Genomic DNA, 24801 nt, shown 5'->3' on the forward strand with positions numbered 1-24801 from the left:
TCCGGGATCCAGGATGTGGGTGCTGTCTGAATTGGGCAGGCCATGTCGAAGACGGGATGAATACGAAGGTGGCATCGGTCGACAGCAAGGACATGGCGGCGATCAAGACCGCGCGCGGCGTACCGGAAGAATTGTGGTCGTGCCACACGATGGAGGTCGATGGATACATCATCGAAGGTCACGTGCCCGCCGAGGCAGTAGACCAGCTTTTGCGCGAGCGGCCCGCCGGCGTTGCCGGCCTTGCGGTTCCGGGAATGCCGCTGGGATCTCCTGGCATGGAGGCAGGAGACCGGATCCAGCCCTATGAGGTCATCGCCTTTGGTCCGACCGGACAGAGCGTCTTCGCATCTTATCGGTGATTGTAAGGAACTGACGCCAGTGGCCGCGCGAGAAATAAGGGCGATGTCTCGTTGAAGAACAATCGCGCGGGAATAACACAGAAGCCCGGGACACCGGGACGGGCGCTAAGATGCCTGTCGATCATCCCGCTGGGTCCGGGGCCGGCTGCCCCGACGGTCCCGGACCCTTCCGTTTGCATAATTTTAGGACGCACGAAGTGGGAGAAATGCGATGGTAAAAGGATCAATCAAGAACTCGATATTCGCATGGGGCTGGACGCTCAGCGTGTTCCTGCTTGTCAGCTACCTCCTATGCATTGCCTTCGGAGGCCTCGCACCCGAGCGGTTTCACATGCACCAAGCCTGGGCTCCGTTGCTGCCATGGTTCGAATGGCTGACCCTGTCGGGATTTCTCGCAGGAGCGGTGGGCAGTTTTCTCTACGGCTGGTACATCGCACTCATCGCGGTCCCGCTGCACCGGTTTTTCCAGGCCCGGTTTTCCTGATTTGACGCGCTGAATATTAGGCGCACTCAGCGTGGACTGCCGTGCCTTGACGCGCCGCCATCGGCATCGCTGCAGGAAGAAAGAGCGCGCCGCCGGAAATCGATAGCTCAACGCGATTCCGGGGCCAGCCCAAGGATGGCTCATGCCCCGCCAGAAAATTTTTTGAGGGGTGAGCCGCTTCGCAACGTACTGCTTGTCGTGATGTTTCTCGGACGGGAGGACATCGACAGGGGAAAGACTTGCAGACAGATGGCGACGATCAACATGGGAAGAGTGCTGGATCGATAACGCTGCTTGGCGGTGTCGCAATGGGAACCGGCGTCATGATCGGCGCTGGTATTTTCGCACTGACCGGCCAGATTGCCGAACTGGCTGGACCGCTATTTCCGCTTTCTTTCATAGTCGGCGCCCTGATCACTTCCCTAGCCGCCTACAGCTACATCAAGATGTCGAACCGCTGGCCCTCCTCTGGCGGCATCGCGATGATTCTTCAGAAGGCCTACGGACCGGGTGTTGTTGCAGCATCGGCATCGCTCCTGATGGCGCTGTCGATGGTCATCAACGAAAGCCTGGTCGCTCGGACCTTCGCGACCTATGCCTTGCGGCCCTTTGGGCTCGAGAGCAGCGGCATTCTGGTTTCCGTCGCGGCACTGGCGCTCATCGTCTTCGCCTATTTCGTGAATGCGGCAGGCAACAAATCGGTCAGCGGTTTCTCTCTCGTCATGTCGGCGATCAAGATCGGCGGCATCGCCCTGTTCGCGATTGCGGCGATCTGGGCCAGCGGCTTTTCGGGCGGCGCCTTCTCAGAGCCAGTCGCGCTTTCGGGTCTCGACGCGTTGCTCGCGTCGGTCGCCTTCTCGATCCTCGCGTTCAAGGGTTTCACCACCATCACCAACAGCGGCGGCGAAATCATCGATCCGCACCGAAATGTTGGCAGAACCATTATCATTTCGATCACAGTATGCGTGGTCGTCTACCTTCTGGTCGCGGTGGCGGTCGGAGCCAGCCTCAGCACTTCGGAAATAGCGCAAGCGCGCGATTACTCGCTTGCGGCAGCTGCGCGCCCCGCGCTCGGAGAGCTTGGGTTCTATTTCACAGTCGCAATCGCGATCGCAGCCACGACCTCGGGTGTCATCGCCAGCGTTTTCGCCGTTTCGCGAATGCTGACGATGCTGACCGAAATGAAGATGATCCCGCATAGCCATTTTGGGATGAAGGGACCGATCCGCAGTCACATGCTGGTCTATACCGTCGTGGTCGCCGGCACGCTCGCGGTCCTGTTCGATCTTTCGCGGATCGCCTCGCTCGGAGCGTTCTTCTATCTCGTAATGGACATGCTCGTGCATTGGGGCGTGCTGCGCGGTTTGCGGGAAGAAATAGGCGCGCGTGCCTGGATCCTCTGGTCGGCGCTCATGGCGGACGGCGTAGTCCTGACAGCTTTTGCCCTCGCCAAGCTCAAAACCGACCCTGCGGTCGTCGCCTATGCGGTCGCAGGTATTGCCGCAGTGTTCGGAGCCGAATGGTTCTATCTCCGTCGGAATCCTGCGCTGCGTGAAATGCCCGCCACACACGATGGAGATCATCGATGATCGCCGCACTAATTCTCGCCATTGCACTTTTTCTGGCCTCGGTCGGCGTGCATCTGTCGATCCTCGGCGCAGGGCATCGCATGCTCGACGCACCCGGAAATTTCTCCGCCAAACTTGGGGTCGCGCTTCTCGTCCTGGCATCGCACCTGCTTGTCGCGACGCTCTTCGCTGGCGGTTTCTGGCTGGGCGCGGAGCTGGGTCTCGGCGGGTTCGACAAGACGCCAGCGATGAGTGCGATGGACTATTTCTATTTCTCGCTGATCAACGTGACCACGCTGGGGCTCGGCGACATCTACCCGACCGAGCACCTGCGCGTCATTGCCGGCGTCGAAGCTTTGACCGGCTTCGCGCTCATCAGCTGCTCGGCACAATTGTTCTGGACCATGATGAAGGAAGGAGAAAACGCATGACTGAAAGCACATCCCACTCGGATAAGGGAGGGGGCGGCAACTACTGGCGATTCATGGCCATGGTATCGACCTCGACCGTGATCATGTTCTTCCTGATGTACGCCAACAGCTTCGACATGGACGACGTGTTCTGGAGCGAGACGCGCTTCTGGATGATGTTCGTCATGGGCGCGATGATGATGGTGGTCATGCTTCTCTTCATGTGGGGCATGTACAAGGACCGGACCAAGAACTTCATCATCCTGGGTGTCGGAGCCCTCGTATTCGCACTCGCGCTATGGCTCGTACGCAGCCAGACCACGGTCGACGACACTGAATATATGGCCGCAATGATCCCGCACCACTCGATCGCGATCATGACCAGCGAGAGGGCGAGCCTGAAGGATCCGCGCGTCCGCGAACTCGCACAGGCCATCATTGTGGCCCAGCGGCGTGAGATCGCCGAGATGAAATATCTGATCGAGGACATTGAGGAGAACGGTCCGCGCGCCGAAGAACGTCTGCCCGAGGAGATGCAGCAATGAACAAGATCGCAATTCTGACGCTTGCAGCCCTTCCGCTGGCGGCCTGCAATACCAACACCGCGATCGGCAATGATCGCGAAGCGCAGCTTGATCCTCCGGCAACGGCAGCTCCGATAGAGAGTGCTGCGAGCGCTCTTGCCAATCTCAGCCCCGGCCTCATGCTGCCTGAGACCATGAGCGAGGCGGACCTCACCGCGCTGGGAGCCGAGAACACGTGCCAGTTCCGCTTCACTGAGGTCGCATTTCCTACGTTTGTTTATGATAACAGCGGTCGCGGAGCGATCAAAATCAACGGCAAACTGATTCCCGTCACGGCGAGCGCGACAGGCGGTTATGCGAACGGCGATCTCCGTATCCGCACGCGCCTACTTGATGACGCTGGAGACGCCGGATTGCAGATGCAGGAGCTAATCGTCGCTGGTCCGCGGATGAAGGACGAGTTCGGCTTCTGGGGCTACACCACCTGTGGCGGCCGCGAGGCTTGAACATGATCCGGTAGTCGACGGCGATCGGGGAACTGTGACGGGGCGATGGGATCATCTTGAGCGCGGCATTATGGGGAGCCGGGGCAAGGACGGAAGCTAATGAAAAACCATTCCGATCCACAATAACCGTCCCGGCTGCCCGACTATGACTTCAATAGAGCCGCCCTCAAGCCTGACTGAGATAGCCTCGCCAGATCCCTGGCTCGCCGTTCACAAGCCCCGCTTCCTGCTCGACTTGGGCTTGCAGGGGCAGACCGTAGCCACAGCCAACTTGGGGAGTACGAAATATGGCCGATGAGCGTAACGCGATCAAGGACACGGCTACCGACCCGGTTTGCGGAATGAGCGTGAAGATGAACCGAGCCCGCTTCGTCGATCGATACGAAGGTGGCGACCATTACTTCTGCTCCTCGCGCTGCCTCGACAAGTTCCGTGCGGATCCGGAGACGTATCTTTCGAAGGCGCACGTCGATGCTGTCGAGGATGTCCCGGAAGGTACGATATATACCTGTCCGATGCATCCGGAGATCCGGCAGTCTGGGCCGGGCGCTTGCCCGATTTGCGGGATGGCGCTCGAACCTGAAACGGTCAGTCTCGATGAGGGCCCCGATCCGGAACTCGTCGACATGCGCCGACGATTCTGGTGGAGCGCACTCTTCACGCTCCCTCTCTTTGCCTATGCAATGGGCGACATGATCCCGTCGCGGCCGTTCGATCAGGTCATCGAACCCGCTTTGGCACAGTGGCTCCAACTCGTCTTGGCCACTCCGGTGGTGCTTTGGGGCGGCTGGCCCTTTTCCATCCGAGCGCTGCAATCGTTGAGGACAATGAACCTCAACATGTTCACCCTGATCGGGTTTGGCGTAGCGATCGCGTATGCTTTCAGCCTCGTGGCAACGCTCGTCCCGGACATTTTTCCCGATGCCTTCCGCGATCATGCGGGCAGGGTCGGCGTATATTACGAGGCTGCAGCGGTCATCACGACCCTCGTGCTGCTGGGGCAGGTACTCGAACTAAAGGCGCGCGGATCGACATCGAGCGCGCTGCGGGCGCTTCTGGAGCTCGCGCCCCCGACGGCGATGAAGATCTTCGGGCGTGGGGACGAGCGCGAAGTGCCGCTCGATGAACTGACGTCGGGGGACCTGCTGCGCGTGCGCCCAGGCGACAAGGTACCCGTCGATGGTACGCTGGAAGATGGAAGCAGCGCCATCGACGAATCCATGATCAGTGGCGAACCCATTCCCGTCAAGAAAAGCGCGGGCGATCCGGTGATTGGGGGCACTGTAAACCAGACCGGCAGCTTTACCATGCGCGCGACGCAGGTCGGCGCGGACACCATGCTCTCGAAGATCGTACAGATGGTCGCTGAAGCCCAGCGCAGCCGGGCACCGATCCAGCGGCTTGCCGACCAGGTTACCGCGTGGTTCGTACCCATCGTTGTCCTTGTCGCTATCGTCAGCTTTGTCGTCTGGGCCATCTGGGGGCCTGCGCCTGCGCTCGCTTACGCACTTGTCAACGCAGTCGCCGTTTTGATCATCGCCTGTCCCTGTGCGCTCGGACTGGCAACGCCAATGTCGATAATGACCGGTACCGGTAAGGGGGCCCAGCACGGGATATTGATCAAGAACGCTGAGGCTCTCGAAACGCTGGAAAGGATCGATACGCTGGTCGTCGATAAGACCGGCACACTGACCCGGGGCAAGCCCGATCTTGTCGACGTAAAGCCTCAGCCCGGCGTGGATGAGCAGGAGTTGCTGAGCCTAGTCGCAGCCGTTGAGAGAGGAAGCGAGCATCCGCTTGCCCATGCGATCGTCGAGGGTGCGGAAATCAGGGGCGCTGCCATTCTGGATGCTTCCGACATCGAGTCCGTGACCGGTGAAGGCATTCAGGCAAATGTCGACAAGCGCAGCATTGCGATCGGCAATGAGAAGATGATGGAGCGCGTAGGGGCGATCGGAGAAGGCTGGCAGTCGTCGGCGAATGAAGGCCGAAGCCTGGGCCAGACGGTGATGTTCGTGGCCGTGGATGGGGCGCCGGCAGGCCTCATCGCTGTCGCCGATCCGATCAAGGAAACCAGCCGCACTGCTATTACCGCGCTGCATGAGCGTGGCGTCAAGATCGTGATGCTTACCGGCGACAGCGAAGCCACCGCGCGTGCGGTAGCAAGCCAGGTCGGTATCGACGAAGTCGAAGCGAACGTCTCGCCCGAGGACAAGCATCGCAAGATTGAGCAGTTGAAGAGCGAGGGTCGCCGGGTAGCAATGGCCGGTGATGGCATAAACGACGCCCCTGCGCTCGCCGCTTCGCATGTCGGCATCGCGATGGGAACGGGCACCGATGTCGCGATCGAAAGCGCGGGCGTGACATTGGTGCGCGGCGACCTTGTCGGCGTTGTTCAGGCGCTTGTCCTGTCTCGGGCGACTATGCGCAACATCAGGCAGAACCTGTTCTTTGCCTTTGCCTATAACGCGCTTGGCATACCGGTCGCCGCAGGTGTTCTATATCCGTGGACCGGGTTGCTCTTGAACCCGATGATCGCGGCAGCAGCGATGAGCTTGTCTTCGGTTTCGGTCATCGGCAACGCCTTGCGGCTGCGCGGCCTTGACCTGCCCAGGTTTGAAACATGACCGGCTCAGAAGAGATGGATCACCTGTCAGCCTTGGAGGCCATTATCCTGAGAGAATGGCGGCCACGTTGGGTGGTTGGGCCGATCGTCTGTGAAGGCACAGCTCACACAATTCGGCGCCAGTACGATCTGCTTGGCATCTCGGCTGCCGAAGGTAAGGAAAGCCATGTTTGAGTTCGACAAATCCGATAAAGAGAACCGCCTGCCTTCGCCACCAAACAAGTCCGTGAGAGCTCCGGTCCGTGCGCAGCATCGTAGTCAGTTGCTTTGGGGAGAGCATTGCACCGAATGCGCCGCGCCAGATTGCTACGAAAGCTGCTCGCTCTACGACCCACGGCCCGATGGCCGCTGTCGACGGTTTGAATTCGGAGCACTGCCCAATCGAAACTTCCCTTCGGCGGGCAGTGCCGCCGCCGAGATCAAGTTCAGACGATGGGCGCGTCTTATGGCGAAGGGGAATACGTTGCTGCTTCCCAGTTGGCTGGCAACGGCGACTGAGTGGCTGATCTTACGAACGTCGCCCATCTTGGACGCAATCGGATCGCTCGCAGCAAGAGTTTCGGGGGATCGCCGCTGGTCGTACCTTGGATACCATGTCTGGGACAGAATGACCGGGATTGCCGCCAGATTTCAAACCGAGCGCCCCTATGCGCTTGCGATCGAAATATTTAATCCGACCGACCGGATCGTGGAACTGGTGCTGCAAATCTCGGTTGATCGAAGCCGGATGCGCCCGCGACGCGAGGAGCATAAACTACCCGTGCCGTTCTACGAAACGCTCCGCATTCCTTCCGGACACTTTTCTCAGATCATCCCTGGGGAAAAATTCGCTCCCATCGCCTCTTCGGGACTACCATTCGAAATCGCGATCGAGCCACTTCAAGAAGATACTCATCTGGTCTTCCTAACACTGGATCTAATCGCGCAACCCAAAAAGATCGACGAACAGAAACCGGTGCAGGATCTGCCCGTCAAATGTGTCATCTTCGATCTCGACGAGACGTTATGGAAAGGCACGCTGGTCGAAGGCGACGTCCAGCTGAAGAGCGGGATCGCGCACCTTTTTGAGGTGCTCGACCACCGAGGAATTCTGATTTCAGTGGTAAGCAAGAATGATCCGGCTGCAGCCGAGGAACAGCTTCGGACCTTTGGCCTGGATCATTATGTGCTGAAATCGCAAATTGGCTGGCGCCCCAAGTCGGAAGGTGTGAAGGCAATAGCGGATCAGCTCAACATCGGGACCGATGCGCTGCTTCTAATCGATGACAGTCCTTTCGAGCGGGCCGAGGTCGAACGTGCCGTGCCCGGCGTCAGAACCTTGTCGGAAAAGGCGCTGGACGACCTGCTTGACGACCCTCGACTGGCCGGCGCCGCAACGAGCGAGTCGAAGGAGCGGCGCCGCTTATACAAGGAAGCGGAAACGCGGAAGGAAGCATCCACATCCTTCGATGGAAACTACAACGACTTTCTCCGCTCTTGCGAAATTCGTTTGACGATACGGACCAATGAGTTGCGTGACGCAGAGCGTATTCAAGAGCTCGTCCAGCGAACTAACCAGCTGAATTTCTCCGGCCACAAATACTCAAATCGCGAAGTAGCACTGCTTCTGGATGACTCCACCTTAGTTCGCCATGTAATAGAATGTTCCGACCGCTATGGTAGTTATGGAGTGGTCGGCTTCTGTCTTACACGCCTTGAAGGCAGGGTGCTGCGCATCGAAGACCTGATGCTCTCATGCCGCGTACAGGGGAAGCAGATCGAACGCGCGCTGCTGTACCACTTAACAAACAACAATGGTCATACGCTTGACGCTGTAGAGATCGCATTCCATCAAACCAAACGGAATGGACCGGCTAGCGCGGTCCTCGACGACTTGGGCTTCGAACCCACAACAAATGAGGTTCGCCGCATCACAATGACGCCCGGGATTTTCGACACCGATATCGTAACGATCGAAAATTGTCAGCCGGGGCCGACAGGCGATCTACCGTAGCGCACTGAAAGAGCCTTTTTTGTACCAAGTCATGAACCGATTGATCGCGAACCATCCAATTCCGACCGATATGAACAGTTCTTTGAATTCGGTAGCGTTGGGTATTTCGATCATTCGCTGACCGAGCGTGAGGAAGATCGACTGCCCCGCAAGGATCCCGAAGGCTAAGAATCCGAAAAGGCATGCCTCACTTCTGTCTCCGCGCAGGCGGGCAGCATTTCCGAACGCAAGCATGACGAGCAAAGTGGCGAATGCGGTCACCTGAATGGGTATCAGGTTCCAGTGTCCGTAATTGAACATTGCCGTCGGCGCACTGATGGCGGCGACGCTGCGCGCTGGTAAGAAACCAAGCAATGCATCGAGTGCTGCGACGCCAGGCCTTACAGTTTCCCGCAACAGGGGAAACAGGCACAGAAATATCCCGGCGCCTGTATAATAAACGGTTTCCGACAGGTCCGTATGGATATTGTGGAGATTGAATTCTCCCTGCCAATTGATCTCCTCGATTGCAGCGGGCGTGTCGAAATCGGCGATACGCTGCATCCATGAAATCTCCTCCATGCCGATCAGAAAGAAGAGTAGAGCGAACCCGCTGGCAATCAACACCGGGACGTGTCTCAGCCGCCCGCCCTCTAGATTTCGAGCTCGTATCAGAGCCTCGACCGCGAATAGGCAGCCCGCGCCGAGCGTGAAGATTGCTGACAGCCATTCCGCCGTGCTGTCTTCCTCGGCCATGGCACGGAACGTTTCGGGATCGGCGAGAAAAACCGCCGTCAGACCGAAACCTGTAAACATCGTGGCGAGCCCGAGAGTCCGCTCGGTAATACTTAACCGGCCACGACATTGCGAGGTTTCCGCTGCCCCCGTAGAAAGTACGCTGACCAACGTCCCGGCAATTGCCAAGGCGAACAAGGAACGAAGCAGGAAATACGTCGTGAAGACCGGGGGCTCCTCCCTGACCGGGTAGAGGCCGAGGGCGAGAAACTCGTAAGCAGTCAGGGCAGACCACGCGACAATCGAGGCGAGTGCAATGATGAGGAAACAAGCCAAGGGTTTTGCGTCGTGAGAGCTGAGCGGGTTTTCCATCATCCATTGCTCGCAGTCAGCAAACGATCAGCTTTTACCGGATCCCGTATTAGATCCAAACTTAAAGGCTTTGCTGTCGGATCGCTAGCTGGCAGGCAGCTTTTCCCCATTTTCAGTGGATAGTCGACTGTCAGCTAACGGCCCCAAAGTCGCCACGCTACTGGTCGACGCAATCGTCAGGTTCTGAGGCGCGCTCCCTAGCCCGCTATTGATCGCGTGTCGGAGCTCGGCGACGCAAAACACTGCCCGAGCGCGTTGGCCACAGTCGGCCCGGCATGGAAATTTCCAAGGCCAATCGGACCTGGATATCTCGCGGACGCGGCTGATACTGCCGCAAGACCTCCCCTCGGCGGCCCGTGCCAAGGTCCGCCCGTGGATGAGGATGATTTTTTATGATGCGATCAGGGTTTCGGTGGCTGAGGTGAGGACCGGTTCACGGCATTGACCGAAACGTAGGTCCTGTTCCTCCACGGCCGCTGACGCTTCATCCGATTTCGCCGGCGCATTCCTACGAACTTCCAGGCGTTTTTACTGCGCTGGCTGTTGGCCACAGTGAACGGATGGATGCCGTGAAGCTGAGTGTATTTCTTCATGGCGGCATCCCCGAGGCGGTTGGAGATGGAGATACGCTTGAAAGGGACAAATCCCTGCGGCCTGTGCTGAATGTGATAGTGTTTCGCGTAAGGCGGATCGATTCCCTTGCACATGTACATCGCGTAGCCGACCGGCTTGTCCAGCGGCGTTATGTCGATCGCGTCACGTGGGACGCCCTGGCTGTATTTGCGCAGGACCCGGTTGGCGATCTGTTCGATGAGTCTGGTGGGCACACCATACCAATGGATCATCCAATGGACGTGCAGCGGGCCGTAGACCGGTCTTCCGAATCGGCGTCCAAAGGGAGGGTTCTCGAACACGGCGAGGTAATACAGCGGATCGCTGACCGCTCCTTTCCTGCGCCTGTAATTCCATGCGCGCTGGACCTTGTTGCGGATCTCGATGAACACGTCGCGCGCGCTGATCCCTGGTTTCAGGGGCCGGGTGAAATTGATGGTCACCGCGTGGGTCATGGGCCGCTGGAGCGACCGGGCGAAGCGTTCGGCGTGCAGGAGCTGAAGCGCGCTGGTCCAGGGGAGACGGTATCCTCGCGGAAGCGAACGAACGCCCGGTTGCATCTTGTCGTATCTGGACATGCACGATCGCTTGCAACAGCAACCGTTACGAGGGCCTTACCGCAAACCACATATGACGTCGCAACTAGCAGCCCCGTTATACATTTACATACGCGCGGGTAAGACCATTTCGGGCCTTGGTTCCGGTGATACAGGGGCGCTATTGCCTGCATCGACAGTTAGCCGAGCGGTTGCGTCTCGTAAAGGATCCTGCGGATCGACGTGAACAAAGCGAGCGCTGGGAAGCAACCGTAAATGGGGGAGGGCACCTGCCTGCCAAGCGGGGGCGCCCCAGCGGAGTCGCTAATTTGGTGCCGAGCAGATCAACCCAGCATGATCATGAGGGCAATCACTGATCCGAGAAACGCTGCCCCGAAGCAAGCTGCGATAAACGCCGCTATCGTATGTTTCGATATCGGGGGCGCGCCTTCGGATGCGGGCACCGAATAAAAACCGATGAATGGATTGTAGCCGACCTTCGCATGCCCATACTCGCGGATTTCCTGCAAAGCATGCTGAGCACTTTCGATGTCGATCTTGAAGGCCTCCATTTTGCCATGGAGATCCCCGTAGGTCTCGTTGATCCGCAAGACCGACCGGCGATTCTCCTCCATCGCCTGGCCAAAATTCCGCAGTACCTTGAACGGGCTCGCCTTGTGCTCGATGAGCACTAGGAACAGCATGCGGACGAGAATTGCGGCAAGCATGGTAACGGGTGCGTCGCGTTCAAATTGCTCGCTTACGCCGATCATCACCTTCTCTTCCAAGATCGTGATGTCTTTTTCAAAGAGGTCTCTCCAGAGTTCTTCGAGATAGGTCATCTGTCACCCACCAGCGCTTTGTAGAATTGTTCCAGATTGAGACGGGCTTCCTGGAGCGTCCAACTCCCACGGCATTGTTCGAGAGATGTCTGAAGGTCACCCGCGCCAGCCCACAGGAACTCCATGATCGACCTGTCGAGCCAGGGTAGTACGAGCCGGTCCGCATCTTGGGCCGCAGGGCATTGAGCAGCCTGTTGACAGATGAAGGTCTGGTCGATCTTGTTTGCCAGGGCATTCCTCTCGTATAGCGGATCGGCTTCGTGGCGCGCGCAGACGTAGAAGATCGTCGGCAGCAGGCCTGCGTCGAGAGAGATCATGTCCTTCGCGATGCGCAGCGTATCGGTATAGAGGGCCGGCTCGAATTCGAGGATCGCGACCCGGTCGGGATGCGCCAGCCTTAGGTCCATCGCTTCGTTGATCCGATTGCCATCGGAAATCGGAAAGTGTGCGTGCAAATCCTCGCTGCGCCCGCGGAACATGGGACAGCGATTGCCGCCCACCTCGATGATGAGCGCCTCTTGCCGCATCAAGAATTCGAGGATGAGCGCGAGCGTGCTGGTGCCGGTGCCACCGTAGCGCTTGGCCAGCATGATTGTGCTTGCGAGCCCGCTTTCGGACGCGTCGTCCATCACCAGAACAGGCGCTTTGGACCACCACTTTTCAGCAAGCTTCTCGCGCAGCAGGGCCGCGGCAGGATTGAATGTCGTGATCTCGCTAGTCATCTTCCCACACCATTTTCTCTTCTTCGAACAGCGGCAGGGCGCGTCTTGCGACACCCTGACTAGAGGTCGGTGCTTTGTCGCTGCCCGGCGGCTTGTGACCGTCAGCGGACCGGCGTGCCGACCTCGCAGATTGGTTCTTTTGTACCGGTTCAGACACCTGTTCAGCGGATTTTGCCGATCCGTGGTCGTCGCCATTGTCGGCTGTCAGGGACGCCGACGCGAGGCTGGAAAGCCCCTCTCGGTCGTATGCCCGCCGCTCTAATGAGGCGGTAGACCACCGCGCGAGCTCGACATTTTCGCTGGCATCCTCGGGATTATCAATGTCGTCGTCGTCGTCATCGCTCCGCGCCACAATGGCGTAGAAATCGACTTCCTCGCCTTCTTCATCCTCATCCATTGCCGATGCGTATTTGCGGCTTTCGAGATCGGCGGGATCGGGCTCGAGCGGGGTTCCGCCGTTGTTTTCCCACTCCGGTTCGATGGGCACCAGCACAGGATTCAAACGCTGATCCTGCGCATTCGAAGCGGAATATGCCGGGGTCTCGCCGGCCGACCGATCGCTGTTCGTTTCGCCTTTAGGGCCATCCTGTTCGTCGAGAACGAGGGCTTGGTAGACCTCGGCGTCCAGCTCGTCGAAACCTTCTTCGTCTTCGCAAACGGGAAAGCCGAAGCCGTCGATCTTGAACGCGCGTCCTTCTAGGACGGCGCCGCGCATGAGCCGCAGCCGATTGAGTTCCGCGTCCTTCGCCGCGCGGATATCGGCCTCGTTCTCGAAGTGCCGATAGGTGTAGCTGGAATGGATCGCGGCGCTCAGTAGCGCGTAGAACGCATCCTCGCTGGAGAGGCGGCTGCCGAAGACTTCGGCTAGATTGCCGAGCTTCTCGGTGACTTTTCCGACCCATTCGGTCGCAGGCTTCACATGCGCATTCTGCGTGTCGATGACCCGCCGCATCACATCGATCTCGACCCAGGTCGGCAGTTGGGGATGGGTCGATACCGATTGCACTCGAAGGAAATTGAGGAGCACTTGCAGCTTAACCAAGCCGGGCTCGGAGTCGATTCCGAGAAGCATGCCGAGCTGCTCTGCATCCTTGTCCCGGACGAGGTTGTGGGCATCGGCATAGGCCTGTGCCAGCCCATCCGAGAGGGTGCTCGCGGACTGCATGATGCGCGCCGCGCCCAGCGCCACGCCCGTGCTGACGGTTAGGCCGTCCGGAAGGAATGCGCGCGCTTTTTCCAAGGCCTCGGCCGCCTCCTCCTCGCGCAGCGTAACAGCGACATCAAGGAGCCTCGCTTCGTCTTCGGTAAGCCCAGTGCGGTAGGCATCGATGTGGCCGGAACGGTACATCGCGACCCACGGATTGTTTGGGTCCTCATACTTCGGATCCTCGTGTGCCGACTGGATGAGCTGGGCAATTACATCGGCCTCGCTGGCCCTGCGCCGGGAAATTGCAGCGGGGGTTACGCGGCGTGCGATCATGTCCTGAACGAACGGTTCGGCGATGCGCGCGATGCCGTCGCGGGTATGATCCTCGCGGCTCTTGGGCACCAGCCTGGTGCCATCATCCTTGTCGCTAAGCAGCCCCGCTTCGATGTCCCACTGCTTGTAGACGACGTATGCTGCCAAGGCTTGCGCGATGGCGGTTTCGGCCTTTGCCTTCGCTTTGCGTCGCTGCTTTTCGACCTCTTTTTTCGCACGCTGATAGGGCCGCATGTCGAGCAGATCGCTGCGCAGATACTGCCTCGCATCATGGGCCGCGCGCGTGAGATTGCCGTGCTCGTCGCGCTCATCTATTCGTTCGAACGCCGCGTTAAAGGCATCGAGTTTCTGCTTGGCGCGCGGGAAGTCCTTCGCGCACAGTTCCAGCGCATCGGCGAGCAGCTCGTCTAGTGGTGTATTCTCCATCTACCAGCTTGTAGGACGAGATTCTGGGCACCCCAAACGGGTCGGGAATTTTTTCGATCGTGCTCGCGGTCGTGTAAGTCCGACCGCACCCAACCTATCCCAGTCCGTCGAATTTCTGTTGTACCCTTCGGAAAGGGGGTCCTTTTTCCAATCCGAAGGAAATGGCCCGGTTCCGTCGGAACGTTGAACCGACAATTCCAGGGAAATTGTCGAAAAATCCGTAAATCCGCCATTCCGAACGAACGCACGAATTTTCAGCGTTCTCGTTTTTTTATGCGCAATACCGCAAAATGGTATGCACCTGTTGGCGCGAACCATTTTGCTGCGCTTGTTCGGACCCGTATGGGGCCTCCAAGGGTAGCTCGACCGGCAGTCTCGCACGTCGGTTTGACAACCTCCTTGGGTGCGACCGCCAGCGGTCTGGGGCGGCGTCACGACGCCTTGGAAGAAGCGCGGACCCTGCGCTGACAGCTTCGGGCCGCAAGAGAAAACATCATTTTGGCCTGCCGGGTGAAGCCGGCAGGTGAAGGGAAAAGTTGAGTGTGAAAGCTCAGATCCCGCCTCGCCGGTTTCGACACGAAACCGGAGAAACCGAAATGATCAATACCGACCATCTGTCGCCAGACGCGGAGGCGCTGGCGAAAGACCTTGAGCAGCACGAAGGATACCGCGTGCTGCGGCGCGTCCCGAAACCGTATTCCTCGATGCCGCATCAAGGGCCAGTGCCCGATGGGAGATGCGTAGCCATCTTGGATGTCGAAACGACCGGCCTTTCGGCCGAGCACGATGTCATCATTGAGCTCGCCATCATGCTTTGCTTCCTCGACGGTGAAGGCGAAGTTGTGGGGCACTTCGGACCGTTCAGCTGGCTGCAGGATCCAGGCTGCGAACTCGATCCCAAGATCAGCCTGGTCACGGGCCTACGTACGCAGGACGTGGCGGGCCAGAAAATCAACGACGCCTTCGCCATCGGCCTTCTCGATCGTGCCAGCCTCATCGTCGCGCATAATGCCCGCTTCGATCTGGGGTTCATCGAGCGCCGCTACCCTCTTCTTGCGGGGCGCGCTTGGGCCTGTTCGTGCAACGAAATCGACTGGCTCAAACTCGGTTTCGAAGGGCGCGCGCAATCGGCGCTCCTTGCCCACGTCGGATGGTTCAGCGATGCGCATAGAGCGGCTGCCGATGTCTGGGCCTTGTTCTGGCTTTTGCAGCACCGTCAACGCGATGCCGGTGGCGGGTCAATCCGCACGCATCTCCAGCGCCTGATCGAAGCCGCCAGCAGGCCCTCGGTGATCGTGCAGGCCGAACGCGCCCCGTTCTCCAAGAAGGATATGCTGAAGGCTCGCGGCTACAGATGGAATCCCGATGGTCCGTTCTGGCAGATCGAGCTGCCGCCCGAGCGCGTCGAGCACGAGCAGGCGTGGGGCTACCGCTCCGGCCTCCCGGCCATGACGACGCGCACCATCACGGCGTGCCAGCGTCACCGCTAAGCAGCACCTCTTCACCGCTTCACAATTCGAGCCGACGACCCGCCATCCGAGCGGGTCTTTTTTTATGGAGATTACCAATCATGCACAACGACAATGTAAGCTTCGAAGAAGCTCTCGAGCGCGAAGCTCGCAAGTTCCTAGGTCACCACGCCGGAGACAGCCGAGCAGGACGCAACCCGCAGCGCATCATCGTCGCCGATTTCGAATATCGCTGGGACAGAAGCCGATACGATGGGTACCGTGTCAGCGAAGGCGAAAGCGCCGAGCCGACGATCCGCTGGCCCTTCCATCGCATTGCGGCTGCCTCGTGGCTACAGCTGCGCTTCGATCCAGGAGAAGAGGTTCCAGCGGTCGAAAGCATCGTGGTGTTGGCCGAAGACGAGGCGAGCGAGCAGGAGATGATCGCCCGGTTCTTCGAAGCGCTGCACCAGATGCCGACAGTGCAGCTCATAACATGGGGCGGGGAGGTCAAGGACCTGGCGGTGCTGCGCCGGTCGGCCGGCGAGTTCGCAATGATCCTGCCGCGCCAGCTTACGGACGGCTCCCCGCATGCGAGGGAGCGCATCGATCTGTGCCGTGCGGTGACTGTGCAGGCCAGGTCGCCCCACCTGCCGGAATACGCCGCAGCAACCGCCATCCCGGCAAAGCCGTCGCCGAGCAGGACAATCGGTGAACTGGTCGAGAAAGGGGACTGGCCCAAGGTGCGCGACCAGGTGCTCGCCGACGTACTGACCACAGCGGTTATCGCAGTGCGTCATCTCGCTGCGCATCGCGTAATCGAATGCCATCAGTCCAACACCCTCATGGCTGTCGCCGATGCGGTGGCGGCGGCGATCCCCGGCAGCGAGTTCGCTCGGCGAAGTTTCGCTCCGTGGGCAAGGGGACAGAAGGCTGCGAGCGGATTGCGCGGGGCGGTCTATCGTGCCGCCGCGTGAACGACAGGAAGCCTGCCACCAGGTTGGGCGGTAATGTGACAATACGAAAATCGAGGAGGAAAAGATGACGTAGCGAACAGCAAGAGCAGGCTGGCACGGGCCTTGAACATCACCAACCGTGCCGCGACGGTTCTGCCGCTAAGCAGATCAAGATAGAGCCGCCCATCCGCGAAGGATGAGCGGCATTTTTTATGCCCGAAAAGGAATCTGAAAATGCCGAAGAAGAAGGCCAACGCCGGCCACGCCATCGCGACCGCGAAAAACACCAACCTTGTTGAACTGCCCGAACGGATCGCCATCGGCGATCACGAGGTCAGGCCCGAGCAGCTCTATGTCATCAAGGATCGGCGTCCGCGCGGCCAGGGACCATGGAGCGATGAGCCGTTCGACAAGATCGCCTGGCGCGATGCTGCAACCGGCCTCGACTGTATCCTTCTGCGCCAGGCTTCGGGCGTTTGGGGTGGGTTCGTAGCGGTTGAAAGCGGTCACCCGCTCTACGGCTACCGCGAGGACGCGATACCGGCGGGCGCCGGGCTCACACCCCACGGCGGGATCGACTACGCGGAAATCTGCTCCCGCTACGGATCCGAGGCGGTGCGGGTATGCCATGCGCGCATGGGCGGGCGGGCCTCCATGCTCAACACGCCGAGCGCCGAACATCAAACCGCGGATGACGCCTGGTGGTTCGGCTTCGTCGCCGACAAGCCGGGTGACCTGGTGCCATCGGGTTCGAAGCCGATCCTCGCGCGCGAGGAGGGCGAGGTCTATCGCGGCATCGATTACATGTACGAGGAGACCATCAGTCTGGCACGCCAGCTCAGGTCGATCGAGGCAGGGCGTGACCTCCACACCGAACCCGCGCTCGCTCCGCCGCCGCCGCCGCGGCTCGGCAAGCCGGGAGGGCGCTGACCATGGACCAGCAGGACATCCCCTACGAACAGCGTCGCAACCCGAATTTGCCGTTCGGCTACTGGTGCATTGCGGACCCGGATGGCTACCCGCACCTCATCGATAAGCTCGGGCGGCGCTGGTCGTCGCTGCGCGAATACATCTGGTGCGGGCGGCTCTGCATGGCGCGGGGCTCGGACTGGCAGTTCACGGCCATGACCGAATTCCTGCTCGCGGTACTCGCTGCGCTCGATCGGCGCATCGTCCATGTCGAGGAACGGGTGAATGATCTGTTCGATGGCGCGTGGGATGTCGCGCGCCACTACGGATTTTGGCTCGAGGGGCACAAGCTCTCAGAAGGCCTGACCGGCGACCTGACACCGGAGGGGAGGGCTATCCTCGTCGCGCTGGCCAGCACGCGTGGGGCCGAAGCGGCACCCATTCCGATCGGGCTTCCGACGATCGCGCGGTGGCACGGCTTCGATGGCGGAGACACCCGCAACGAGCGCGAGCGGGTATTCAAGGTCAATGAGAGCTTTGCGCTCGACCTGCCGGGCAGGTTCGTGCGGGAGCGTATCAACCGTGATCCGGGTATCAAGCTCATCGGGATCCCGACCGGCGAAAACATCCCGCTTGGCCGGGTGCTGTGGACCATGACGTTCCCTGACGAATACGCGCGCGATCGCCTATTCGCCTGGCTGATCCATCGGCTCGACCGGTGGGAGGCCTGGGTGGAGCTTGCAAGAGGGAGTGGCGCGCAGGCGTTCACCGAGCACATCCTGCGGCTGCGCTTCGCCGACGAAACCATCGAGTGCGGGTGAGCGACCAGCTCCATACCATCCCCACCAAGATTGGTGCGGGCGGCGCCTTCACCGGGTTCCGTCCGCAGCCCTGATCAAGGATTACTCATGCCATACCGTCGTCGATCCACCATGCCCGAGCGCATGGTTGTTCTCTCGCTGCAACTCCCGCCTTTGCGGCACGAGCCACTCGCCCCCTTCGGGTTCGGCGCGTTCATCGTCACCCCACGGTGGCGAAACGAAGCGGCATTCGCCTCCCATGCTCACGGCTATGGGGCGGGCTACGAACCGCGTCGCATGCGCGAGGATATCCGCAGGTTGTTCACCCCCGACACCACCGCGCTGATCCACACGACTGCGCCAGCTGGTTTAAGGCAGGGCCGACCTCAGGCTACACGGGTCACGAGTAGCCTTCTCGACTTCATTCCCCGCTCGGGTCTAATGAGAAATATTCACGTGAACATCCCCCACGAGCAATTGGTCCATGCCGCGCGGATCGGCGGTCGCGAGCTATCTGGACCCAATCCATCGGTGATCCAGCGCCTGGTCCAACTACGCATCGAAACGCAGGCCGCATGGATATTCTGGCTGCTTGCGTCATGTCCACCGCCTGTCCGCCGGAACCTGCTCGCCAGTTATTTATCGTGGAGGGCGCTGGACCAGGCTGCGAGCCGTCAGGGGATAATCTGACTCGGAGGGGCGCACGAATGCGCGCCCCTTTTTTTGGGGACCTATATACCTGACTAGCCACGCCTCCACGTTCTCAGATGACATCCGTGGCACACTATGGCACAACGCCCGTTTAGGAGAGGTTATGCAATACTCTGGTTCAGATTTGGAAAATCTGGTGCCCCTTTGGGAGCGCAAACTCTCGAACGGCGTCAACCAGCCCGTAAGTCACCGCGTCGGCAGGCGTGATGTAAACGTCTTTGGCGCGCCGGTCGGTAAGGACGCTCTCAGGGACGTTGGCCCGCTCGCGCAAGATGTTTTCAGTGCGCTCCTCGTCAGCCAAGGCGGAATCAAGCGTACTCTGTAGGTGCGTGGCGGTCATTCCGGCTTGGGGGGACATGCTCGTAGGGTGAATCATAAACACCCCATGTTCTGAACTATAACGCTCTTGCGCTGCCAAGAAGATCGCTACGGCAATAGATGCGACCGAGCCGCCATTGTAGGCCACAAATTTGATCGGCAGCCCTCGTATGAAGTTATAGAGGAAAATGCCGCTATGGACGTACCCTCCGAGCGAACTAAAGCACAGATGTACCTCATCAACTCGATTGTTGATGGCGTCGTTAAACGCAGCCGCAATCCGAGTGACGCCATCGTCATCAATCATGCCGGTGAAGCCGTAGAAGCGCATTACAGGGTTGCCGCTTAGGTCAGGCATCAGTCGATAATCCGATTCATTTCATCAAAGAGATATGGCGCGACGGTGACCGCCTTCCTGCGCTTCGCTACCTCTTTGAACTGTTCAATATCGTCGCACATCTCCATGATACCCTCGACCTTGCCGATCTGGCGAGTGAGTATGGTGCGGCCCTCGTCCGTTAGCCACTGATGGAAGCGAGCGCGGCGCTTGCCTTCATCGGTAATGTTCAGCTTATCCAACTCGGCCTTTACGTAGCCGTGCTCAATGGGATCATAGACGTATTTGTTGATGAACCTGCCGTAGTATTGTGGTCGCGAGCGGGGCGTAGTCGGCGCGTTGTCGTATAGGCGGTCGAGTTCAGCAAAAAATGTATCTGGGAAAGTGTGTATCCACTTCTGCAAACCTTCCGCGATATAGCGCTCAAGCAGCATTCGCAGCGCGTCATGGCCGCGGTCCCGCTGGTATCCTGTCGCTTCATCAACCAGAGCGACAATGCCAACTTTTGCAAGCGCTCGGATGAGAACCTCGGCTTGGCGAGCGACGTGTTCTTGAGATTGGACTAAGGCGCCGGCGTCCCTGGCTTCAAGATATACCTCACAGACTTGCGGGAGCAGTTCAGCCTTGTAGCCGAAGGCTTTTTTGCCGCTTGGCAACGTAAACTCTATCTGGCTCGACGTCACATATAAGTCACTGGGAATAAATTGTTTTAGGTTCTTCGCAGTAAGAAATGCGGGGAGGTTGACGTCAGCATCGTAAAAGCCACGTCCTTTCGCCTGCCGCGCTCTACCGAGAGCCCGCATCATGTCACTTTGCGTCAGAAGGCGAGTGCCATCCTCAAGCACGGCGCACCCAATCTCGACGTCGCCTAGTGTCAGGGTGCCAGCATATCTCGCCGCCGGCAGTTTTGGCTCCGGACTATCTGAATTGAGCACCAGCGCTTTGGCGACGTCATCGAAATTAGCCGAGATAGGCTCGATGGTTTTCTTGTCCTCAGGCATTGATGAGACCCTTGTAGGTAAGGCGCTTGCCAGCCATGCGGGCAACCGTCTGTTCGATGAAGCGCATGGTACCAGCCTGCGCGGTGTTGTGGCGGAACGCAAATTCGTTGACGTACCGGTGCAGGTGCTTTGGCGACATGTAGTGGAAGACGCCGTAGTGACCGCGCTTTAGGAGCGCCCAAAAGCTTTCGATGCCGTTGGTGTGTGCCTTTTCGCGGACATACTCGCCAACCGAGTGATTGATGCGAATGTGCTGATATCCAGCATCTGCGAGACCGACATAGCCAGCGTGCTGGTCGGTCACCACGATAGCGCCCTCGGGTGCGTTCTTGCGAACGTAGCCCTGTAGGGTCTCAATCTTGGTATTGGGGATGAGTTCGGCGCGAACGGTGCCGGTCTCACCCTTGATGCCGATAACGGCAGTCTTACCAACGGTGCCGCGACCCGCGCGGAGCTTCTTGCTGGCGTGCTTGTTGGTTTCCTTGCCGCCAAAGTAGGTTTCATCAACTTCGACTTGTCCGCCCAGATCGTCGTTATCGGCGCTGGAAAGCCACGTTTCGCGGATGCGCTGAGCGAGGAACCATGCCGACTTCTGGGTAATGCCGAGTTCGCGGGCCATCTGGGTCGAAGGGATACCCTTACGGGCTGTGGTCATCATGTAGATGGCCATAAGCCACTTGTGCAGACCGAGGCGGCTTTCTGCCAGAACGGTGCCGGTGCGGACGCTAAAGTGCTTGCGGCAATCGCGGCACCGATACGGCATCGGCTTGTGATCTTTGCATTCGTGGACATTGAGGCTGCCACAGTGACCGCAAGCGGGTTCATCGCCCCAGCGGTTCTTTTCGAAATACAACCGAGCGGCTTCCTCATTCGGGAAGCGTTCGAAGAACTGATAAAGGCTGACGGTCTTTGGCTTGTCGGTCATAAAACCTAACTAGCCAAACGGGACCGGCTGGTCAAGCTAATTATGGCTAGCTAGGTATATAGGTCCCTTTTTTTGCATCCGCATTCGCGCGTGGAAGTCAGGACTGTGGCTTCCAAAATTCCACATCCCTCCCAACAGGGCTATCCGGAGAAACCGAATTTCGGACGCATTGCCAACTGGCAGGTCTTGGGCCGATTGCTGGCAGTCCGCTCCAAGCCGACTGCACAGCAAAAGCAGACGAGCCGTCCGCTAGATCAAGATTACCCGTTCGGGTTAGCCTAAACACGTCCTCGATGGAAAGTGCCTCGCTTCTGTATCCCGTGAACAGAAACCTGAGCTTACGCCAGTCTTCGCCAATACTTCCCTGCTATGCGTTCGGCAATAAAACTGCCAGCAACTACCCCAAACGTGACCCAGACGATGACGCTTGGACCGTGTTTCCCGAAATCAGCCAAGCCGAACGCCACCATGGCAAGAAGCGCGGCACCGATGATAAATGCCGGCCCAGCGATCAGGCAGTGGAGACGGCGGCAACGAATGGCGTTTAACAAGCATGCCGCTCCCATCCATAGGAACAGCACCGCCGCAATTCCCACCCTCTCGTGCGGTTGCAGAAATTCAGCGGTGAAATTCAGGCCAATCAGCAATGCAAACGGCACACCCCAGATCAGGATAAGGTGCAGACGATTGGCGGCCAAGTCGCGCTTGCTGGTGGCTTCCGCGTTTCTCATCCCAACATATACCCTACATCGGAGGCAGCCGTAGGATAGGCGAACATTGTCGATTTAATGTCTTCCGCCTTGAGCCCATGTCGCATGGCCAAGCCGAAGATATTGATGAGCTCGTCGGCGTCAGGGCCGACCAGGTGGGCTCCAAGGATGCGCCCTGTTCCGTTCTCGACCAGCAGCTTGTGGCCATAGATCTCTTCGTTCAGCCGCCTCGCCGAAAACCAATCGGGGTGCGAGCCAGCATGCACCGTGAAATCCAGATCTGCCTCACGCGCCTCGCTTTCCAGCATTCCGACTCTCGCCGCCGGCGGCTCCGTGAAAAGTGCACTCGGAACCCCCCGATAGTTCGGAGTTCGGCCGCTGTCTTCGAGGATGTTTTCTACCACGACCTTGGCATCGTGACTGGAGACCGGTGTTAGTGGCGGACCATGTGCAGCAGCGTCACCCGCCGCGAAGACCTTGGGGTTGCTCTGGCTGCGTAGCTGTTCGGTAAGCACCAATCGATCATCGTCAAGCGCGACGTCTCCGGCCTCCAGTTCGAGCGAGCCGATCGCTGGAACCCTTCCGGCAGCGTGCACCACCAGCTCCGCTTCGATCCTGCGATCGCCAGCATTGACGGTTAGACGGCCGTTTGTCTTCGTTACGTCGTTCACCTCGGCATCCACGATTTCGATGCCGAGATCGTCGAAACTCGGCATGAGCCAATCTACCGTGTCAGGGTCGAAGGCTTTCAGAATGCGGCCTCGTTGGACGATTGTGACCTTTGCACCGGCGCGCGCGGCGAGGTGGGCAAATTCTGCGGCAATGTATCCACCGCCGACGAACACGATCCGATCTGGAAGGGTTTCGAGTTCTAGGAATGCATCGCTGTGGGTCAGCAATTGCTCGCCTTCGATACCGAGTGGTCGAGGCTCCGCTCCCGTTGCGATGAGCGCGTGGGAGAAACTCAATTCGCGGTCACCTACCACGATCCTGTCGGGGCCAGCAAAGCGCGCCGCAGCGTGGAAGGTCGCGACGCCCTTACGCTCGTAGCGAGCTTCCTGCTTTTCAGGGACGGGGTCGGTGAAGCTGCGCTTGAATGCCTGGAGGTCACCCCAGTCAATCGCAACAGAACCTTCGATACCCTTCCCCTTCATTCGCCTGAATGCAGCAAGCGCTTCCTCTGCACTCACCATCATCTTTTTCGGGTCGCATCCGCGCAGCGCACATGTGCCACCGTAAGGCCGATAATCGATAACCGCGCAGCGCTTCCCGGCGTTGGCCATCCGGTGGACCGCGACCTGCGCAGCAGTTCCCGATCCGATAGCGACGAAATCGAAAGCCTCAGCCACGACAGCACTCCCCTTCCTGTATCGGGGGGCAGGGAACGGTGCCGTATGAGCAGAACACGCAGCAATCGCCTTGGAGCGGCTGAAGGCGAACGCCGCAACCCGCGCAGTTATGGAAGAACAGGCAAGCGTTAGTCGGCATTTCCATGTCCTCCTCATGACTGCATTCGGGACAGCGCAAGCGCGAGATCAGGATCGGATCAGCCATAGAGGAAAGCACCTGTCAGCAGCGCCGCACCGATTGCAATTCCTATGGCGGTCAGCGCTCGATAGGTCGATGATCCGCATGCACCGTCCGCCGGGCATGTTCGTGCCTGCCGAAGCTGCCAGAGCAAACGGAGGGTCGCAGCGAGAAGAAGAGCCGACGCGAGGGTCAGCAGCGGGACGCGATAGGGGGCTACAACCGGCGAGATGCTGCCAAGCCACGCCGAGCCCACACCCACCGACGCGAGCATCAAGGGCAGTGCACAGCATGCAGCTGCCCCGAAGGCTGCAAAGATACCCCCGCCCGTCGCCAATCCGTTCCACCATGTGCTGATGCCGCGCATCGATCGTCCTTTTGCAAACCTCGATTCGCACACCTATTTACAGTCTGTAGCAACTACAGACTCAAGAGGTTGACTTTGAAAATTGGCGAAGTGGCGAAGCGGACCGGGTGTAACATCGAGACAATCCGGTATTACGAACGGATAGGCGTTATCGATGCTCCGCCGAGAAGGGGCGCCTACCGCGACTATGGTCCTCGCGACACCGAGCGCCTCCGCTTCATTCGGCGCGCGCGCGAACTCGGCTTTTCCCTCGAAGAGGTACAGGCATTGCTTGACTTAACGCCAGGTCAGGAAGTGCGTTGCGATGAGGTGCAATCGATCGCCGAACAGCACCTCGCGAACGTTCGTGCGAAACGGGCCGACCTTGAGCGTATGGAGAACGCTCTCGCTAAACTGATCGAGCAATGTGGCGCCACGAGCAATGATCGGTGCCCGGTATTGGAAAGTCTAGCGGGCGATGGTTGAATCAGCGAGCATCAAACGCCGAAAGGCAGCAAATATTGCCGTGCACCACCATGGTCCGCCGTGTGCTTCGCCCCGTCAACCGAGACGCTCATGCCGCAGACCGGATCGAGGGCAATGCTTTCGAGAATGTTCTGACCCTAAGCCATAAGATTT

Annotated in this window: 27 protein-coding genes; 15 read left to right on the forward strand and 12 right to left on the reverse strand. The window is 59.2% G+C overall.

Annotated elements, in window-relative coordinates; translation table 11 throughout:
- The 9 genes from ACEQZ0_RS11315 to ACEQZ0_RS11355 form a co-directional block, all read left to right on the forward strand.
- Nucleotides 1-359 (forward strand): DUF411 domain-containing protein (locus tag ACEQZ0_RS11315; RefSeq protein WP_370190907.1); only part of this gene is annotated, 359 nt, incomplete at its 5' end.
- A gap of 211 nt (nt 360-570) precedes the next feature.
- Nucleotides 571-843, forward strand: a complete 273-nt coding sequence (locus tag ACEQZ0_RS11320; protein WP_370190908.1) for a hypothetical protein — start codon at nt 571-573, stop codon at nt 841-843.
- Nucleotides 844-1082: 239 nt separating this feature from the next.
- On the forward strand, nt 1083-2432 hold the full coding sequence (locus tag ACEQZ0_RS11325; RefSeq protein ID WP_370190909.1) for an APC family permease: 1350 nt from the start codon (nt 1083-1085) through the stop codon (nt 2430-2432).
- A complete protein-coding gene (locus tag ACEQZ0_RS11330) occupies nt 2429-2842 on the forward strand; it encodes a potassium channel family protein (protein WP_054527894.1) in 414 nt (137 codons plus the stop codon). Before ACEQZ0_RS11325 ends, ACEQZ0_RS11330 begins: the two co-directional genes overlap by 4 nt.
- Nucleotides 2839-3366 carry a DUF305 domain-containing protein gene (locus tag ACEQZ0_RS11335; RefSeq protein WP_370190910.1) on the forward strand — a complete coding sequence of 176 codons (528 nt, stop codon included), beginning with the start codon at nt 2839-2841 and terminating at the stop codon, nt 3364-3366. The genes ACEQZ0_RS11330 and ACEQZ0_RS11335 overlap by 4 nt, the downstream gene beginning before the upstream one ends.
- A complete protein-coding gene (locus ACEQZ0_RS11340) occupies nt 3363-3851 on the forward strand; it encodes a DUF6692 family protein (protein WP_370190911.1) in 489 nt (162 codons plus the stop codon). The genes ACEQZ0_RS11335 and ACEQZ0_RS11340 overlap by 4 nt, the downstream gene beginning before the upstream one ends.
- Before the next feature lie 287 nt (nt 3852-4138).
- Nucleotides 4139-6478, forward strand: a complete 2340-nt coding sequence (locus ACEQZ0_RS11345) for a heavy metal translocating P-type ATPase (RefSeq protein ID WP_370190912.1) — start codon at nt 4139-4141, stop codon at nt 6476-6478.
- Nucleotides 6475-6651: a hypothetical protein gene (locus ACEQZ0_RS11350; RefSeq protein WP_370190913.1), complete on the forward strand. Its 177-nt coding sequence runs from the start codon at nt 6475-6477 to the stop codon at nt 6649-6651. Before ACEQZ0_RS11345 ends, ACEQZ0_RS11350 begins: the two co-directional genes overlap by 4 nt.
- On the forward strand, nt 6644-8470 hold the full coding sequence (locus tag ACEQZ0_RS11355) for an HAD-IIIC family phosphatase (protein WP_370190914.1): 1827 nt from the start codon (nt 6644-6646) through the stop codon (nt 8468-8470). Before ACEQZ0_RS11350 ends, ACEQZ0_RS11355 begins: the two co-directional genes overlap by 8 nt.
- Here the strand turns inward: ACEQZ0_RS11355 and ACEQZ0_RS11360 are convergent.
- From ACEQZ0_RS11360 to ACEQZ0_RS11380, 5 genes are all read right to left on the reverse strand, one after another.
- Nucleotides 8462-9559 (reverse strand): hypothetical protein, encoded by a 1098-nt coding sequence (locus ACEQZ0_RS11360; protein ID WP_370190915.1) that lies wholly within the window; start codon nt 9557-9559, stop codon nt 8462-8464. The two genes, ACEQZ0_RS11355 and ACEQZ0_RS11360, sit on opposite strands and share 9 nt — an antisense overlap.
- A gap of 398 nt (nt 9560-9957) precedes the next feature.
- Entirely contained in the window at nt 9958-10746 is a 789-nt protein-coding gene (locus ACEQZ0_RS11365) for a hypothetical protein (RefSeq protein ID WP_370190916.1), read from the reverse strand.
- A gap of 302 nt (nt 10747-11048) precedes the next feature.
- The gene (locus ACEQZ0_RS11370; protein WP_370190917.1) at nt 11049-11546 is read right to left on the reverse strand and encodes a hypothetical protein; all 498 of its coding nucleotides are present in this window, start codon (nt 11544-11546) and stop codon (nt 11049-11051) included.
- Nucleotides 11543-12268 (reverse strand): hypothetical protein, encoded by a 726-nt coding sequence (locus ACEQZ0_RS11375; protein ID WP_370190918.1) that lies wholly within the window; start codon nt 12266-12268, stop codon nt 11543-11545. The genes ACEQZ0_RS11370 and ACEQZ0_RS11375 overlap by 4 nt, the downstream gene beginning before the upstream one ends.
- Nucleotides 12261-14174: a hypothetical protein gene (locus ACEQZ0_RS11380; RefSeq protein WP_370190919.1), complete on the reverse strand. Its 1914-nt coding sequence runs from the start codon at nt 14172-14174 to the stop codon at nt 12261-12263. The genes ACEQZ0_RS11375 and ACEQZ0_RS11380 overlap by 8 nt, the downstream gene beginning before the upstream one ends.
- A 596-nt stretch (nt 14175-14770) precedes the next feature.
- Between ACEQZ0_RS11380 and ACEQZ0_RS11385 the strand changes: the two genes are divergently transcribed.
- From ACEQZ0_RS11385 to ACEQZ0_RS11405, 5 genes are all read left to right on the forward strand, one after another.
- On the forward strand, nt 14771-15664 hold the full coding sequence (locus ACEQZ0_RS11385; protein ID WP_370190920.1) for a 3'-5' exonuclease: 894 nt from the start codon (nt 14771-14773) through the stop codon (nt 15662-15664).
- Between the two features lie 80 nt (nt 15665-15744).
- The gene (locus tag ACEQZ0_RS11390) at nt 15745-16599 is read left to right on the forward strand and encodes a hypothetical protein (RefSeq protein ID WP_370190921.1); all 855 of its coding nucleotides are present in this window, start codon (nt 15745-15747) and stop codon (nt 16597-16599) included.
- A 213-nt stretch (nt 16600-16812) separates the two neighbouring features.
- On the forward strand, nt 16813-17508 hold the full coding sequence (locus ACEQZ0_RS11395) for a hypothetical protein (protein WP_370190922.1): 696 nt from the start codon (nt 16813-16815) through the stop codon (nt 17506-17508).
- Between the two features lie 2 nt (nt 17509-17510).
- Nucleotides 17511-18308 carry a hypothetical protein gene (locus ACEQZ0_RS11400; protein WP_370190923.1) on the forward strand — a complete coding sequence of 266 codons (798 nt, stop codon included), beginning with the start codon at nt 17511-17513 and terminating at the stop codon, nt 18306-18308.
- A gap of 123 nt (nt 18309-18431) precedes the next feature.
- Complete coding sequence (locus ACEQZ0_RS11405; RefSeq protein WP_370221341.1) at nt 18432-18977, forward strand: hypothetical protein; 546 nt, start codon at nt 18432-18434, stop codon at nt 18975-18977.
- A 139-nt stretch (nt 18978-19116) separates the two neighbouring features.
- On the opposite strand, the gene ACEQZ0_RS11410 is transcribed toward ACEQZ0_RS11405, so the two are convergent.
- The 7 genes from ACEQZ0_RS11410 to ACEQZ0_RS11440 all read right to left on the reverse strand — a co-directional run bounded on the left by ACEQZ0_RS11410 (nt 19117) and on the right by ACEQZ0_RS11440 (nt 24183).
- Complete coding sequence (locus tag ACEQZ0_RS11410) at nt 19117-19647, reverse strand: ATP-dependent Clp protease proteolytic subunit (protein ID WP_370190925.1); 531 nt, start codon at nt 19645-19647, stop codon at nt 19117-19119.
- Nucleotides 19648-19673: 26 nt separating this feature from the next.
- Nucleotides 19674-20654, reverse strand: coding sequence for a P63C domain-containing protein (locus tag ACEQZ0_RS11415; RefSeq protein WP_370190926.1), 981 nt, complete (start codon nt 20652-20654; stop codon nt 19674-19676).
- The gene (locus tag ACEQZ0_RS11420) at nt 20647-21579 is read right to left on the reverse strand and encodes an IS1595 family transposase (protein ID WP_370190927.1); all 933 of its coding nucleotides are present in this window, start codon (nt 21577-21579) and stop codon (nt 20647-20649) included. Before ACEQZ0_RS11420 ends, ACEQZ0_RS11415 begins: the two co-directional genes overlap by 8 nt.
- A 338-nt stretch (nt 21580-21917) precedes the next feature.
- The gene (locus ACEQZ0_RS11425) at nt 21918-22310 is read right to left on the reverse strand and encodes a hypothetical protein (RefSeq protein ID WP_370190928.1); all 393 of its coding nucleotides are present in this window, start codon (nt 22308-22310) and stop codon (nt 21918-21920) included.
- Entirely contained in the window at nt 22307-23638 is a 1332-nt protein-coding gene (locus tag ACEQZ0_RS11430; RefSeq protein ID WP_370190929.1) for an NAD(P)/FAD-dependent oxidoreductase, read from the reverse strand. Before ACEQZ0_RS11430 ends, ACEQZ0_RS11425 begins: the two co-directional genes overlap by 4 nt.
- Nucleotides 23631-23843, reverse strand: a complete 213-nt coding sequence (locus ACEQZ0_RS11435; RefSeq protein WP_370190930.1) for a GDCCVxC domain-containing (seleno)protein — start codon at nt 23841-23843, stop codon at nt 23631-23633. Before ACEQZ0_RS11435 ends, ACEQZ0_RS11430 begins: the two co-directional genes overlap by 8 nt.
- Entirely contained in the window at nt 23836-24183 is a 348-nt protein-coding gene (locus ACEQZ0_RS11440) for a mercuric transporter MerT family protein (RefSeq protein ID WP_370190931.1), read from the reverse strand. The genes ACEQZ0_RS11435 and ACEQZ0_RS11440 overlap by 8 nt, the downstream gene beginning before the upstream one ends.
- Before the next feature lie 75 nt (nt 24184-24258).
- On the opposite strand from ACEQZ0_RS11440, the gene ACEQZ0_RS11445 reads away from it, so the two are divergent.
- Nucleotides 24259-24648: a helix-turn-helix domain-containing protein gene (locus ACEQZ0_RS11445; protein ID WP_370190932.1), complete on the forward strand. Its 390-nt coding sequence runs from the start codon at nt 24259-24261 to the stop codon at nt 24646-24648.
- The last annotated feature ends 153 nt before the right edge of the window (nt 24649-24801 follow it).

The organism is Qipengyuania sp., assembly GCF_964227205.1.
Taxonomy (GTDB): Bacteria; Pseudomonadota; Alphaproteobacteria; order Sphingomonadales; family Sphingomonadaceae; genus Qipengyuania.